This window comes from Hyphomonas sp. UBA4505 (genome assembly GCF_002388685.1).
GTDB lineage: Bacteria > Pseudomonadota > Alphaproteobacteria > Caulobacterales > Hyphomonadaceae > Hyphomonas.
Genome location: NZ_DGMZ01000012.1, coordinates 458,157 through 472,566, shown reverse-complemented (window position 1 = coordinate 472,566; position 14,410 = coordinate 458,157). Strand labels below are relative to the sequence as shown.

12 protein-coding genes are annotated in these 14,410 nt (G+C 58.4%); 7 read left to right on the top strand and 5 right to left on the bottom strand.

All coding sequences use genetic code 11. The features are described from left to right. Nucleotides 1-226: 226 nt before the first annotated feature. From B3527_RS11415 to aguB, 3 genes are all read left to right on the top strand, one after another. Nucleotides 227-3,298, top strand: coding sequence for a TonB-dependent receptor (locus B3527_RS11415; RefSeq protein WP_206991329.1), 3,072 nt, complete (start codon nt 227-229; stop codon nt 3,296-3,298). Between the two features lie 92 nt (nt 3,299-3,390). Further along, nucleotides 3,391-4,374, top strand: a complete 984-nt coding sequence (locus tag B3527_RS11410) for an agmatine deiminase family protein (protein WP_290481911.1) — start codon at nt 3,391-3,393, stop codon at nt 4,372-4,374. Between the two features lie 16 nt (nt 4,375-4,390). Beyond that, the gene (aguB, locus tag B3527_RS11405; protein WP_290479949.1) at nt 4,391-5,233 is read left to right on the top strand and encodes an N-carbamoylputrescine amidase; all 843 of its coding nucleotides are present in this window, start codon (nt 4,391-4,393) and stop codon (nt 5,231-5,233) included. Here aguB and B3527_RS11400 read toward each other — a convergent pair. Then, a complete protein-coding gene (locus B3527_RS11400) occupies nt 5,230-5,781 on the bottom strand; it encodes an EF-hand domain-containing protein (RefSeq protein WP_290479948.1) in 552 nt (183 codons plus the stop codon). The two genes, aguB and B3527_RS11400, sit on opposite strands and share 4 nt — an antisense overlap. A gap of 199 nt (nt 5,782-5,980) precedes the next feature. On the opposite strand from B3527_RS11400, the gene B3527_RS11395 reads away from it, so the two are divergent. Next, on the top strand, nt 5,981-8,431 hold the full coding sequence (locus tag B3527_RS11395) for a sensor histidine kinase (protein WP_242517391.1): 2,451 nt from the start codon (nt 5,981-5,983) through the stop codon (nt 8,429-8,431). A 104-nt stretch (nt 8,432-8,535) separates the two neighbouring features. After that, nucleotides 8,536-9,414, top strand: a complete 879-nt coding sequence (yghU, locus tag B3527_RS11390) for a glutathione-dependent disulfide-bond oxidoreductase (RefSeq protein ID WP_290479947.1) — start codon at nt 8,536-8,538, stop codon at nt 9,412-9,414. Between the two features lie 12 nt (nt 9,415-9,426). Here yghU and B3527_RS11385 read toward each other — a convergent pair whose 3' ends face one another. Continuing rightward, nucleotides 9,427-10,137, bottom strand: a complete 711-nt coding sequence (locus tag B3527_RS11385; RefSeq protein ID WP_290479946.1) for a class I SAM-dependent methyltransferase — start codon at nt 10,135-10,137, stop codon at nt 9,427-9,429. Nucleotides 10,138-10,237: 100 nt separating this feature from the next. Further along, nucleotides 10,238-11,209, bottom strand: coding sequence for an oxidoreductase (locus B3527_RS11380; protein WP_290479945.1), 972 nt, complete (start codon nt 11,207-11,209; stop codon nt 10,238-10,240). A gap of 154 nt (nt 11,210-11,363) precedes the next feature. Here B3527_RS11380 and B3527_RS11375 point away from each other — a divergent pair, with 154 nt between their 5' ends. After that, a complete protein-coding gene (locus tag B3527_RS11375) occupies nt 11,364-11,963 on the top strand; it encodes a tetratricopeptide repeat protein (protein WP_051607409.1) in 600 nt (199 codons plus the stop codon). Here the strand turns inward: B3527_RS11375 and B3527_RS11370 are convergent. After that, a complete protein-coding gene (locus tag B3527_RS11370) occupies nt 11,957-12,472 on the bottom strand; it encodes a bactofilin family protein (protein WP_034810523.1) in 516 nt (171 codons plus the stop codon). The two genes, B3527_RS11375 and B3527_RS11370, sit on opposite strands and share 7 nt — an antisense overlap. Nucleotides 12,473-12,666: 194 nt before the next feature. Between B3527_RS11370 and B3527_RS11365 the strand changes: the two genes are divergently transcribed. Beyond that, complete coding sequence (locus B3527_RS11365; RefSeq protein ID WP_290479944.1) at nt 12,667-13,356, top strand: GH25 family lysozyme; 690 nt, start codon at nt 12,667-12,669, stop codon at nt 13,354-13,356. Between the two features lie 3 nt (nt 13,357-13,359). Here the strand turns inward: B3527_RS11365 and ilvC are convergent, their stop codons facing one another. Continuing rightward, the gene (gene ilvC, locus B3527_RS11360; RefSeq protein ID WP_290479943.1) at nt 13,360-14,379 is read right to left on the bottom strand and encodes a ketol-acid reductoisomerase; all 1,020 of its coding nucleotides are present in this window, start codon (nt 14,377-14,379) and stop codon (nt 13,360-13,362) included. Nucleotides 14,380-14,410: the final 31 nt, after the last annotated feature.

The window sequence follows — 14,410 nt, the reverse complement described above, 5'->3', positions numbered from 1 at the left end:
CCCACCGAGGCAGAATATACCCTGAACCGCACGTAATCTGCGCATGTCCGCCTCCAAACCGTGTCTTTTTTGCATCGCAACATATCGATCCACCGTGATCGCAGCCTTATGTGCTGAACCTTCAAGATCTTGTCACTAATCTGTCATCCGGTGTCGTTATCCGACCCGCAGTACCGGCGACCCGCAAGGGGCGGTTGTCGGCGCATCACCGACTAGGGGAATAGTCATGACAAATTGGACCACTTTCGGGCGTGGGGCAGCAGTATCTGCCATTGCGCTGAGCATGGCCGGCGTCGCTATGGCGCAGGTTACAACTTCAGCCGTCCGCGGCGCAGTGACCGATGATGACGGCCAGGCCGTATCCGGTGCGCTGGTTACCATCACCGATCCTTCCACAGGGCTGACACGGACTGCGACGACCAACCAGACCGGTCTGTACAGCATCCGCAACCTGCCTGTTTCCAGCGGCTATGTCGTTACGGTGACTTCGTCAGAGTTCCAGGGCCAGTTCATCGAAGATGTGGGCCTGAACCTCGGCGATGCGACCCAGGTCGACTTCACGCTCACCAATGATGGTGAAGCGCGTCAGGAAACGATCGTTGTTACGGCTTCCGTCTCCGATCTCGCACCGACTGCTGCTGGTCCTTCGGCGACCTTCGGCCTGGAGACGCTGCAGAGGGCCCCGGCCATCAACCGCAACATCACGGATGTCCTGCGCCTCGACCCACGCATCTATGTTGACGAATCCCGTGGTGATATCAACGCAGTCCAGTGTGGCGGTAAGAACTCCCGCTTCAACTCGCTGACCGTTGACGGCATTCGCATGAATGACAATTTCGGCCTGAATTCGAATGGTTACCCAACCGAGCGCATCCCATTTTCTTATGATGCCATTGAGCAGGTTGCGGTCGAACTGGCTCCCTTCGATGTGCAGTATGGTGGCTTCTCCGCCTGTAACATCAACGCGGTCACGAAATCCGGTACGAATGAATTCCACGGCTACCTCTTCGGCGACTACACAAATGACGGCCTGCGCGCCGACAGCCTCGAAGGCGACGACATCACGACGGGTGAGTACGACGAAACCCGCTACGGCTTCGGCGTCGGTGGTCCGATCATCAAGGACAAGCTGTTCTTCTTCGCGGCCTACGAGAAACTTGACGGCGTGAACCTGTTTGACCGCGGCGCGATCGGCTCCGGCGCTGTCAACGAAGTGAACATCACTCAGGCCGAAGTCGATGAGATCCGCAACATCGCCATGGAACTCTATGGCTATGATCCGGGCACGATCCCGAGCAGCGCTGATAACTCCGACGAGAAGATCCTGGTCAAGCTCGACTGGAACATCAGCAACGATCACCGCGCATCCTTCACCTATAACTGGAATGATGGTTTCAACATCGCCCAGTCGGACGGTGACTCCGATGAGCTGGAATTCTCCAACCACCTCTATGAGCGTGGCGCGGAACTGACGTCCTATGCCGGTTCGCTTTATTCTGACTGGACGGACAATTTCTCCACTGAAGTCCGACTTGCCTATTCCGAACTGGACAATCGTCAGATTTCTGTCGGCGGTACCGATTTCGGTGAGATCACGATCGAGACCGACGATGTTGATGTCTACCTCGGTGGCGACGACTCCCGCCAAGCAAACAAGCTGTACTACGAGACCCTCAGCCTCGCGCTGAAAGGTTACTACACGACGGGCAACCACAATTTCAGCTTCGGCTATGAGCGTGAAGCCCTCGACGTGTTCAACATGTTCGTCCAGCACGTCGAAACCGAAATCGACTTCGATGGCAATCCGTCCTCTGGCGGAGCATTCGACGATGCGATTGAGAACTTCCGTCTCGGCATCGCCGACAACGTGAACTACAACAACTCCCCAACAGGCGATCCGAACAATGCGGCTGCTGACTGGGGATATGAGATCAACACGCTGTACGCCCAGGACGAAATTGACTTCGGCAACGGTATCGTGGTGATCGGTGGCCTGCGCTACGACTGGTACACAACCGACGACGCACCTGAAACCAATGCAGACTTCCTGGCTGACTATGGCTTCACAAATGGTGAGACGCTGGATGGTGAAGGTCTGCTTCAGCCACGTCTCGGCTTCGAGTGGGACTTCTCCGACAATCTCGACCTGCGTGGTGGTGTCGGCCTCTACTCCGGTGGCAACCCGAACGTGTGGCTGTCCAACACCTACTCAGCAAACAACGTGCTGCAGTTCGGTTCGGACGGTGGTGCATTCGGTCTTGAAAATGGCGTGACATCGCTCTTCGACATTGACTACGGTCTTTGTGAAGACGGCGTGCCGACGGGACCGGGCTACTGTGTGCCACAAGACATGATCGACGCTGTCGCAGCTGGCGAAGGCTCGAACTTCGAGATCAACTACCTTGATCCGAACTTCGAAATTCCATCTGAGCTGAAATTTGCTTTCGGCGGTACATACTATGCTGACGCGCCTGGGCTCGGCGGCGAGTATGTCCTCTCGGGCGACATTCTGTACACCGTTGCTCAAGATAGCGCTGTCTGGATCCGCGGTGATCTCGAGCAGACTGGCACAACCACAGTCGATGGTCGCGAATACCCGACCTACAGCAGCGTTCGTGAGGCAGCCTTCGTGCTGACCAATGCGAAAGAAGACGCCAAGTCTCTGCTGGTTTCCGGCTCGATCTCGAAGTCCTATGACTTCGGTCTCGACTGGGCCCTGGGTTACGCCTACACGGATGCAGAAGACGTGCACCCGATGACGTCCTCGGTGGCCTTCTCGAACTACGTCAACCGCGCATTCGGCGACCCGCAGGATGTCAGCGCTTCGACGTCTGACTACAACACCAAGCACCGCTTCACGGCACTTACCAATTATGAGCGCGCTTTCTTCGGCGACAACATGACCACGTTCTCGGCCTTCGGCCAGGCTGTGTCGGGTCGTCCATACAGCGTGGTTTACGGTGGTAGCGCGAACGGTATCAGTGGCTTCAACCCTTACCTCGAAGGCAACCCGTACCTGGCTGCTGGTGCAGAGCGTAACGGCGAAGAAGGTTCCTGGTGGGGCAAGGTCGACATCAAGCTTGAGCAGGAATTCCCTGGCTTCCTTGATCACAAGGCTTCCGGCTTCATTGTTGTCGACAACTTCACAAATCTGCTGAACGACGAGTGGGGCGTACTGCGTGAGCCTGGCTTCCCAGCGGTTTGTGCGGTTGACGACTTCCAGGCTGGTGATTGTGAATCTCGTCAGGGCGACGCGTCGCGCTACGAAATTCGCTTCGGCCTGCGCTACGAGTTCTAGTCACTCGGAACTCCGAAACTGAAAATCGGGAAGGGCGGCTCTGAGAAGAGCCGCCCTTTTCCTTTGGAACAAGGTGTGGCATGGCGCGCTCAATGTCTGACATGAAACCTCATCTCCTGCCCGAATGGGCCCCTCATGCTGCTCTCTGGGTTGGCTGGCCGCGTCTTCTTGAAGAGTGGGGCGGCAACCTTGAAGGTCCACGCAAAGATATCTCCGGATTCATCCGCGCCGCATCGGACTATGTGCCGATCCGGGTCGCGGTAGGGTCAGATGAAGCCGAGGCAACGGCGGGTGCAGCCGTAGGTGATTGCGCTGAGGTCTGCCGAATTCCGACCGGTGACATCTGGATGCGCGACACCGGGCCAATCATTACAGGAACGGGCGATGCGCGCCGCGCGCAGGCCTTCCGCTTCAATGGCTGGGGCGGAAAGTACCTGATGCCAGGCGACACGGAAACGGCGACGGCCATTGCGCAGCACGAAGGCATTCCGGTTTCGCAGCACGCGATGGTTCTGGAAGGCGGGGGCATTGATGCGGACGGCACAGGCCGCCTGCTGACAACCGGACAATGCCTGCTCAATCCAAACCGAAATCCGGGTATGGATCAGGCCGAGATCGAGATGGCGATTGCCGAGGCGCTCGGCGTACTGGAGTTCATTTGGCTCGGCGACGGCTTGCTCAATGACCATACAGATGGCCATGTCGACAATATCGCCCGTTTCATCGCGCCGGGACATGCGATCTGCCAGCATCCATCGGGCGCAGACGACCCGAATGCTGATACGCTGCAGGAGATTGAAACAACGCTCCGCAGGGCTGGGCTCGAGGTTACCACCATTCCCTCACCCGGGCTTGTGAAGGACGAGGATGGAAATCCGATTCCGGCAAGCCATATGAATTTCACAATCACGAACGGCGCGGTCCTCGTGCCCGTTTACGAAGACCGTTACAGCCTTGTGGCGCAGGCCGAACTGAGCGCTCTGTTCGAAGGTCGCAAGGTGATCGGCCTGCCGGCACGCAATATTCTCAATGGCGGGGGCAGCTTCCACTGCATGACCCGCGAAATTCCAGCTTGATTTCCAGGAGCGAGCCATGCCCCGTACCCTAACGCTTGCCTGCATCCAGTTTACGCCATCAGACGATGTGCAGGACAATATCGACCGCGTGGCGGAGCGTGTGCGCGAGGCCGCAGAGCAGGGGGCCGACGTTGTGCTGCCGCCGGAACTCTTCGCGGGGTACTATTTCTGCAAGACACAGGAAGAACAGCATTTTGCGCGCGCCTATCCCTGGCGCGAGCATCCGGCTGTCGAGCAACTGTCGGCGCTGGCCGAGGAACTTGGCGTCGTCATCCCCGTCTCAATCTATGAGAAGGACGGTCCGCTCTATTACAATTCTCTGGTCATGATCGACGCGGATGGGTCGCCTCTGGGCGTATATCGCAAGAGCCACATTCCGGACGGGCCGGGCTATCAGGAAAAATACTATTTCCGCCCAGGCGATACCGGGTTTCGCGTATGGGACACAATGAAAGGCCGGATTGGTGTGGGAATCTGCTGGGACCAATGGTTCCCGGAAGCTGCGCGCGCCATGGCGCTAATGGGCGCGGATGCGTTGCTGTACCCCACAGCGATTGGCGCTGAGCCGCAGGATGCGGGCCTTGATACGGCCGCCCGCTGGCGCCGCGCGATGCAGGGCCATGCTGTCTCGAACACCATCCCGGTCGTCGCGGCAAACCGTGTGGGCGACGAGGAAGGGCAGGTCTTCTACGGAACCAGCTTCATCGCGGACCCAACCGGCGAGATCGTGATTGATTTCGGTCGTACCGAACAGGGCGTGCTGGTGGCAGAATTCGATCTGGATGAAATTGAACGCGAACGGGCCGCCTGGGGGTTTTTCCGGGATCGGCGGACCGACCTCTACAATATTCTCACCTAATTTCGACGAAGCGGCGGGTCATTGCGGACAAAGCGGGTCTCTTCCCGTTTTTCAGGCTTGGGCGCTTTCAGGTCGGCCACGTGAATGATGCCGGAATCCGAGGCGTAGTCTGCGGCGAGGCTGGTGAGAACCGTGTCGAATTCGTCGAAACTGGCGCGCCGATCCAGATTTGGGTCGAAGCGAGCCGGATTTCCCAGCGTGTCGTCGCGGGTCGGCTGGCTTTCCGCCCATGAGAGCTGTTCGAGCGGGCTGAGATAGCCGTCCTTATTGGAATCGGCCTCAAGGAAGGCAGCCTCAATGCCCGTGGCGAGTTCTTCCGGGGTGACATTGCCATCCAGGTTGGCATCGAAACTGACAATCAATCCACCTCCCGCCACAAGGCGTTCTGGGACATGTCCATTCGCTTTGGCACCGCGTCTTGTCGGGCCGGGATAAGACTGCCCCGGCAGGCGCACAAGATCGTCGCCCTCATCTTCGGCACCGGCAGATGCAGGTGCACCAAGACAAACGAGTGCCGCCACGGAAAGGGCAAGGGCCAGATTACGCATGAAGAGACTCCCAGAAGGTTCGAGGGATCAGACTATGTCGGTGTGGCGTTTTTGCAACATGACGTTTCAGTTATCTTGTCTGGACATCGGTCTGGCATTAGCGTCTCGTTAACGCCGCCTTAACGCAAAGGGAGCAATCCGTTAACCAGTTGCGGCCGCCGACCGGTGGTCGATTCGTGCGATTTGGATTGAAGACACTATGGCAATCACGGCGGACCAGGTCCCTATCATCATGTCTGCTGGTGCGACCGCGCTGGGCCTAGCCGCCTTGCTATGGGCGCTGCGCGTGTCTGATGGGGCACGTGGCGCGGCGCGCAAATACAAAGACCGGTCGTCCGATCTCGAGACTCTTCTGGCAGAGCACCGCTCAATCCTTGGTGCTCACCCGGGCGTGATCCTGGTCTGGCAGGGTGAGGCGCTTGAGCCCGACAGTGAAGAAATGACCCCGCCGGAGCTTTACGGTTCGCCGGTGGCATTGGCTGGCCTGCTCAGCTTCACCGACGATGCGATTTCGCCCGATCCGGCGGTGCGCATCATCGAAGGCCTTGCCGACCTCGAAGCGCGTGACAGTTCCGGACAGGACACGACGCTGCGGATTCGCATGCGCGAGCTGCGCGATACTGGACAGGCTTTCTCGCTCACCATCATCGGGCCGTCTGGCCGCTTCCTTGAGGCGGACGGGCGGACGGCTGGCGCGCGGGCGGTCGTCTGGGTCACCGACACCACCATCAAGGGACTGGAAGAAAGCTCCGCCCGCGGCAAGCTGGAAGAGGCGCGCCAGGTTATCGCGCGCGATCCGACAGCCTTCCTTGACATGCTGGGTAAGGCGCCGTTCCCGGCCTGGCGCGTATCCGGCATGGGCAAGCTGCAGTGGGTGAACCCATCTTACATTGAGGCAGTCGATGGGGTGAACCTCGACCGCGTCCTGGATCGGCAGATCATGCTGGACCAAGCTTCAGCTGACCAAGCCCGCAAGACTATTTCTGAAGGTGCGGATATCGACGAAACGCGCCACATGGTCGTGAACGGAGAGCGGCGCGCCATGCGTGTGCTGACCTTCCCTCTATCCGGCGGGGCAGGGGCGATGGCGTTCGATGTGACCGCCCAGGAAAATGCGCGCGAGGAACTGAACCGCCATGTTCGCGCGCATGACGAGACACTGAACCATGTTGCCGATGCTGTCGCGATCTTCGGGGCGGATCGCAAACTGACCTTCTACAACAAGGCCTTCCGCGACATGTGGGATCTCGATGAGAGCTTCCTGCTGGACCGCCCGAACCACGGGCAGTTGCTGGACCGCCTGCGCGAGCGCCGCAAGTTGCCGGCCCGTACAAATTACGCCGAATGGCGGGCGGAGGAGCTGTCCTACTACCTCGATATTGATGGGGTAAAGGAAGATACATGGTCACTGCCGGATGACCGGACTCTGTCCGTCACACGCCAGCGCCACCCGATGGGTGGCCTGTTGCTGTTGTTCAAGGACATCACAGGCGAACTGAACCTTCAGACCAAGTTCAATGCCATTGTGAAGACGCAGGCGTCCACGCTCGACAATCTGCACGAGGCAGTTGTCGTGTTCGGCGGCGACGGGCGGCTGAAACTGTTCAACAAGGCTTTTGAACGGCTCTGGTCCCTGGACCATGACGAGTTGAAAGACCATCCGGACTATAGCGATGTGATCGAGGACTGCGTTCCGCTGTTCCATGACCTGGATGTCTGGGACGCGATCAAGGGCCATATTACGGACCCGTCCGCCCGCGCACGCCAGTCCACCACCGGAGAGATGCGCCGGTCTGATGGATCTATCCTGACATATCTGACCCATCCGCTGCCGGATGGAAACACGCTGATCGCCTTTGCGGATGTGACGGCCACACGCAGGGTTGAGTCCGCGCTGAGAGATCGGGCTGAAGCATTTGAGGCTGCGGACCGTCTGAAAACGGAGTTCGTGCGCAATGTGTCCTACCAGCTGCGGTCGCCGCTGACGGTCATCTTTGGCTATGCTGAACTGCTGGAAACAAAGCGCAATGGCGATCTGACCGAGCGCCAGACAGACTATGTCAGCGCGATCCTGTCAGCTTCCGACCACCTCTCGAAACTGATCGAGAACATTCTCGACCTTGCCATGATCGAAGCAGGCCGTATGGATCTCGATCTGAAAGATGTGGATCTCAGCCATGTCATCGAGGAAAGCATCGACATGGTCGTGTCAAAGGCAGAGGACACGCAGATTGCCGTTCGCGCCGACATCAAGGGCAAGCTTGGAGTCATTCGGGCAGATGAGCGTCGCATCAGGCAGGTCTTGTTCAACCTCATTTCCAATTCGCTCCGCTTTACCGAATCCGGTGGTGAAATCGTCGTCTCGTCCCAGCGCGTGGGCGACATGGTGACCCTGTCTGTGCGAGACAATGGCCGCGGGCTAGCAGCCGATAAACGCGCCACCAGCTTCGACAGTTTCGTTTCGGGCGACCAGCGCGGGGCCGGCCTCGGTCTTGCGCTCGTGAAGCATTTCATCGATCTGCACGGCGGAACGGTCGGTATGAAACCGGTCGATGGCGGCGGTCTGGAAGTGACCTGCTGGCTGCCGGTGAAGGTCACAAAAGTTGTGCAGAACCAGGAAATGTTGCTGACTGAGAGCCTGCCAGCCTGATTACCTGAGGGCCTGTTTAGGACGTCTCACAAACAAGTTTACTGACTTTCTGCGCGCCATGCCTACATGTTGGTTTGACAAAACCAAGCAAGAAGGCACGCAACATGGCTGACGATACCTATATCCCACCGAAGGTCTGGAAATGGGATGCTGAGAGCGGCGGGCGTTTCGCCAGCATCAACCGGCCGATTTCGGGCGCGACCCATGACAAGGATTTGCAGGTTGGGAAACATCCGCTGCAACTTTATTCGCTGGGCACACCGAACGGCGTTAAAGTCACTGTAATGCTTGAAGAACTGCTCGCGGCGGGTCATTCCGGCGCTGAGTATGATGCCTGGTTGGTCAACATCATGGAGGGCGACCAGTTTTCCAGCGGATTTGTTTCTGCCAACCCGAACTCCAAGATCCCGGCCCTGATGGACCATTCGACCAATCCGCCCACCCGCGTGTTCGAATCCGGATCGATCCTTCTGTACCTGTCAGAGAAGTTTGACGCTTTCCTGCCCAAGGATCCGCGCAAGCGCACGGAAGCGCTTTCCTGGCTGTTCTGGCAGATGGGATCGGCGCCTTATCTCGGCGGTGGCTTTGGCCATTTCTACGCATATGCGCCAATCAAGATCGAATACGCGATTGATCGGTTTGCGATGGAGGTGAAGCGGGAACTGGACGTGCTGGACAAGCGGCTCGCCGATAATGAATTCATGGCTGGCGACGAGTACTCGATTGCAGATATGGCAATCTGGCCCTGGTACGGCGCTCTGGCGTCGGGTGTCGTGTATGATGCGGGAGAATTCCTGCAGGTTCATGAGTACGAAAATGTTCAGCGCTGGACCAAACAGATCGCCGAGCGTCCGGCAGTCAAGCGTGGCCGCATGGTGAACCGCACTTTTGGCAAGCCGGAGACCCAACTGCGCGAACGCCACGACGCCAGCGATTTTGATACCAGGACCCAGGACAAGCTGGATCCCGAAGGCTCCAGCTGATCCTGTCTTTGGTCAGGATTTCTCGAATTTGAGAATGTAGCGATCCGTCTGTCTCCGGATAGACGGATCGAATACGTTCAGCGTGCCATCGTCGTCGGGATTCGCGAGTAGGTCACTCTCCTCGACAAGGACGAGGCCGACATCGCCCATCATATCCATCAAGGTGTCTTGCGCCAGCCGATGTGTCACGCCGCCAGTTGTTGCGGGCGCACCGTCAGGCGCGCGGTGATCAATCACGACGAAATGCCCGCCGGGTTTCAGGACGCGCGCAATTTCGGAAAAGGCGACATCCGGATCTCCGAGTGCACCCGGCTCCGCGCCTTCCGGCGTGTACCAGAGCTCATGTGGACCGAGAAACCAGGTTACGAGATCCACCTCCATATCGCCAATGGGTTCGAAATCATCGAACGATGTCTGGATGTGAGTCACGTTGATCAGCCGGCCATCCATGCGTTTCTCGACCGCATCGCCGAGGAAGGTTTCAAACTCTGGTGGGTTCTGAAGGTAGACTTTTCCCTCTTCGCCCACGACCAGTGAGAAGAGTTCGGTATAGATGCCGCCGCCAGCTTCCATATCCAGCACTGTCATGCCCGGCATTACTCCGGTGAATGCAAGGATCTGCCGCGAATTGCGAAGCTCATACTGCTCGAAATCATCTTCCGGTCGACCATCATGCACGAAGACGGAATCGTAATCGAACGCAGGGACGGTAGTTTCCGGCATTGTTGGCATGCTCTCGGGAATCGGCGCAGCACATGCGGCCAAGCTCAAGCAAGCAGCTGCGAAACTTAGTGAATGTCTCATGGGAATGTCCTCTGTCCGCTCAGGCCTTGCTGAGCATGGTCTCGCTGATATCCCAAAGCCGCTCGGCTTTTTCGTCATCACAGATCCAGGGTCGGGCGTGCTCCCAGCGTTGACTCTCTTCGGTGGCAAGCTTGGCAATATCGCAATCTTCGCAATAAACGCCGCCCTTGTCCGCCAGGGCAGGGGAAGTAGCGGCCCAGACGCTGGTGGATGCGCCTTGCTCTGGTGTCTTGAACATGGCCTGAACTTGAGGCGGGATTGTTCCGTCGGGGTTTTTCCAACCGAGTTCGGCCATTTCCTCATCAGTGAGGTGGCGTTGCAGAGGCGTGAAAATCCCTCCCGGATGCACCGAGAATGCCCGCACACCGATATCCTTGCCGCGATGGTCCACGCCCAGAGCAAACAGGGCGCACGCTGATTTGGACTGGCCGTAGGCTTCCCATTTGTCATAGGGATGGGATTCGTAATTGGGATCGTCCCAGATCACGTCGGAGCGCACATGCGCTGTTGATGAAAGGGCGACTAAGCGCGCGCCGTCCGCGCGTTCAAGAGCGGGGGCGAGCGCGAGGCTCATCGCCATATGCGCGAGATGGTTCACGCCCAACTGGCGTTCCCAGCCGGGCCCAACCCGCGTTTCAGGGCAGGCCATGACACCCGCATTGTTAACAAGGATATCAAGTGCGCGGCCTGTGTCCTCAAAATCAGCGGTGAATTTTCGCACGGTGGCGAGGTCTTCCAAGTCCATCGCCGCAATCTCGATATCGCCGGGAATGTCAGCGAGCGCAGCCTCGGCGGCGTCGACGCGTCGCGCAGGAACCGTCACGCGCGCGCCTGCGCCCGCCAGGGCGCGAACGGTTTCCAGGCCAATCCCCGAATAGCCGCCAGTGACGATTACGTTGCGTCCGGTCAGGTCGATGCCGTCGATAACTTCCTGTGCCGTCGACTTTGCATGAAAGCCTGATCCGATCGGCGTCTGGTCTGTTGCGGCCATGTGTTTCCCCTTTGGTCGTTTGGTTTCTTATGCTGAGCCAGCCGGTACGACGGCAAGCGATCATGCGTGATGTTACCAATCTGTAAGCAGCGGTTTACATGGACGCACTCCGTATCGCCACTTATATCCCGAATATAACCAAGGGAGAAATTGCATGCGTATTCTTGCCGCCGCGATATCTGTTGTCGCCATGTCAGTCGCTGTTCTTCCTGCTGCTGCGCAGTATGGTCAGGTTGAGCGGACCCAAGCGGAAATTGCGCTCGAGGAAGCTACGGCTAACCTTGAGACCAATCGCGTCACACGCACCGAAGCCAGTCAGGCCTGTGACACCAGGGATTATCAAGCCTGCTTCGAGCTGGCCGATATGTATCGCAAGGGGCTTGGCGGCGACCAGGATTACAAGAGCGCTGCGGACAATTATCGCAAGGCGTGCGATGGAAAAGTCGCAGAGGCCTGTTCAGGACTTGCCTATCTGACTGTTCAAGGGCGCGGCATGGATGCCGATACCGCTCGGGCGCGCCAGCTTTATGATAAAGCGTGTGATTATGGCGACGTGAGCGGATGTGCAGCCTATGGCAACATGATCTATACCGGCCAAGGTGGTTCCAAGAACGTTGCGGAAGGCACGCGCCTTCTCCAGGAATCCTGCGATAAGGCGTATGAATGGGCCTGCGAACGCCTGTCGACGCTTGGGGCCTATCAGCCCGATGACTCGACTTGGGAGCGTCTTGAAGACGTCAGGCGCCGCTACTGATTTTCACTCAAGGTCGACAGTTTGCGCGCAAGGCTTGAGCCTGGCAGCGGGCTGGCGGGTCGGTTCGGGTCGATAGCGGGGGTCTCGGAAACTGTATCAGCAGTGATATGCTCAGGTGTGTCCACAGCCTCATGCGTCGGTATGGGGCCGTCGGTTGCGACGTTGAGGTCAGCGGTCATCAGCGACCCTGCGTCAACGCGGATGCTGCGGGTGAACACCTTTCCGGTGACAACAGCTTCATTCCATATCTCGAGGCTCTCATGAGCAGTCACATTGCCCGTCAGCTTGCCATGTACGACGATGATTGCCGCCTCCAGCGATCCTTCGATATGACCGGTCGCTTCGATCAATACCAGCCCGTCCGATTTGACCGGACCTTTCATATGGCCTGCTACGGTAAGCGGGCCAGAGAAATTGAAGCTGCCTTCCAGCGCGCATTCCGTGCCGATGAAGCTGCCCTGACCTGAGCGGCCCTTGCCGGCAGCATTGTCCGTTTCGAATTTGGCCATCACCCATACTTTCCCATGTTCTGACCTGATGCACCTGTTGTCGGCGTTGGGGTTTTCATCCGGGCCAGAGAATTGATTTCATTGCTCTTATAGCGCGCAATTGGCCGCGCGCACAGTTCCAAGCAGAGATTACCTTGCAAGATACGGGCAAGTTTTCCTCGCCATAAGGCCATATTCCTGTGTTGAAACAGCTCATGAGCCTGTTTCGGTCCGTTTCATTTACCTTGATGCTGGTTGCAGCGGCGTGTTCACAATCGTCTGAACCGGTTGCAGGCGGTGTTATCCCGTTGCAATCCGGTTTCACCGGCATTGACCTGTCGCACCATAATGGTCGCATCCGCTGGGACGAGTTCGAGGCCGCACCCGTCGATTTTCTTTACCTCAAGGCTACCGAAGGTCGGGACTGGAAAGATCCACGTTTCCTGGAAAATTGGCGCGAAGCGACAACGCGCGGCTGGACGGTCGGCGCTTATCATTTCTACCGACTCTGCCGGCCGGGAGCCGAGCAGGCCCAGAATTTCATTCAGTCCGTGGAAGTGCGGGCAGGGGCGCTGCCGCCCGCAGTTGATTTGGAATATGCGCACAATTGCGAGCCGCGCGGCAGCACGACTGAGACTTTGGGAGAATTGGACACATTCCTGACAGCGCTAGAGGCCGAATATGGCGTGCGGCCGGTGATCTACACGACGCCAGAGTTTCACACCGACTGGCTGGCCGGCAGTTATGATGACTATCCGCTCTGGTTGCGCGGCCTTGGCGAGACGATGCCGCGGACCATCAACGGCCGCGTACCGGACATCTGGCAATACACCATGTCCGGCCGCGTACCGGGAATTGACGGCCGGGTGGACATGAACCGGGTTCCGGACCGTCCACCCGGATAAGGTTTAGTTGCGGGATTTGTCGACCAGGCGATCGTTCTGGGCCCAGTGCATCATGCCGCGAAGTTTCTCGCCGACTTCTTCGATTTCGTGGCTGTTCATGCGCTGGCGCATGGCGTTGAAGCCCGGTGCGCCGGCCTGGTTTTCGAGGACCCAGTTGCGGGCAAACGTGCCGTCCTGGATGTCTTCGAGAACCTTTTTCATGTTGGCCTTGGCTTCGGAATTGATCACGCGCGGGCCGGAGACGTATTCGCCATATTCGGCCGTGTTCGAGATCGAGTAGTTCATGTTGGCGATGCCGCCTTCATAAATAAGGTCAACAATCAGTTTGGTCTCGTGAAGGCATTCGAAATAGGCCATTTCCGGCGCGTAGCCAGCCTCGACCAGGGTTTCATAGCCAGCCTTGATCAACTCGACGATGCCGCCACAGAGCACAGCCTGTTCGCCGAAGAGGTCTGTTTCGGTCTCTTCGCGGAATGAGGTCTCGATGACACCAGCGCGCGTATTGCCGATGGCCTTGGAATAGGACAGGGCAACATCCTGTGCCGTGCCGGTCGCGTCCTGATGGATTGCGATCAGACCCGGCAAGCCGAAGCCCATCTGGTACTGGGCGCGCAGCGTGTGGCCGGGGCCTTTCGGGGCGGACAGCGAGACATCAACATCGGGGCGTGGACGGATGAGGTTGTAGTGCACGTTGAAGCCGTGGCCGAACATGACATGCTGGCCAGCGCGCAGATGCGGTTCGATCTCGTTTGCATAGAGCACGGCCTGCTTTTCGTCCGGGATAAGGATCATCAGCACGTCGGCCCACTGGGCGGCCTCGGCGGGCGTGACCACTTCAAGGCCCTCGGCTTCTGCTTTGGCGCGGCTGGCCGACCCCTCATAGAGGCCAACCTTCAGCTGCTTCACGCCGCTGTCGCGCATGTTCAGAACGTGGGCGTGGCCCTGGCTGCCATACCCGATCACGGCGACTTTCTTGCTCTGGATGAGGGAAAGGTCTGCATCCTGTTCGTAATAGATTTTCATGGGCCTCTACTTGCTCCGCTGGAGGATTGAT

Coding starts and splice junctions, on each gene's coding strand:
- B3527_RS11370 (WP_034810523.1), bottom strand. CDS start 12,472: ATGGCCAAATTCGAAACGGACAATGCTGCCGGCAAGGGCCGCTCAGGT.
- B3527_RS11385 (WP_290479946.1), bottom strand. CDS start 10,137: ATGCCGGAAACTACCGTCCCTGCGTTCGATTACGATTCCGTCTTCGTG.
- B3527_RS11380 (WP_290479945.1), bottom strand. CDS start 11,209: ATGGCCGCAACAGACCAGACGCCGATCGGATCAGGCTTTCATGCAAAG.
- B3527_RS11395 (WP_242517391.1), top strand. CDS start 5,981: ATGGCAATCACGGCGGACCAGGTCCCTATCATCATGTCTGCTGGTGCG.
- B3527_RS11375 (WP_051607409.1), top strand. CDS start 11,364: ATGCGTATTCTTGCCGCCGCGATATCTGTTGTCGCCATGTCAGTCGCT.
- B3527_RS11365 (WP_290479944.1), top strand. CDS start 12,667: ATGAGCCTGTTTCGGTCCGTTTCATTTACCTTGATGCTGGTTGCAGCG.
- ilvC (WP_290479943.1), bottom strand. CDS start 14,379: ATGAAAATCTATTACGAACAGGATGCAGACCTTTCCCTCATCCAGAGC.
- aguB (WP_290479949.1), top strand. CDS start 4,391: ATGCCCCGTACCCTAACGCTTGCCTGCATCCAGTTTACGCCATCAGAC.
- B3527_RS11415 (WP_206991329.1), top strand. CDS start 227: ATGACAAATTGGACCACTTTCGGGCGTGGGGCAGCAGTATCTGCCATT.
- B3527_RS11400 (WP_290479948.1), bottom strand. CDS start 5,781: ATGCGTAATCTGGCCCTTGCCCTTTCCGTGGCGGCACTCGTTTGTCTT.
- B3527_RS11410 (WP_290481911.1), top strand. CDS start 3,391: ATGTCTGACATGAAACCTCATCTCCTGCCCGAATGGGCCCCTCATGCT.
- yghU (WP_290479947.1), top strand. CDS start 8,536: ATGGCTGACGATACCTATATCCCACCGAAGGTCTGGAAATGGGATGCT.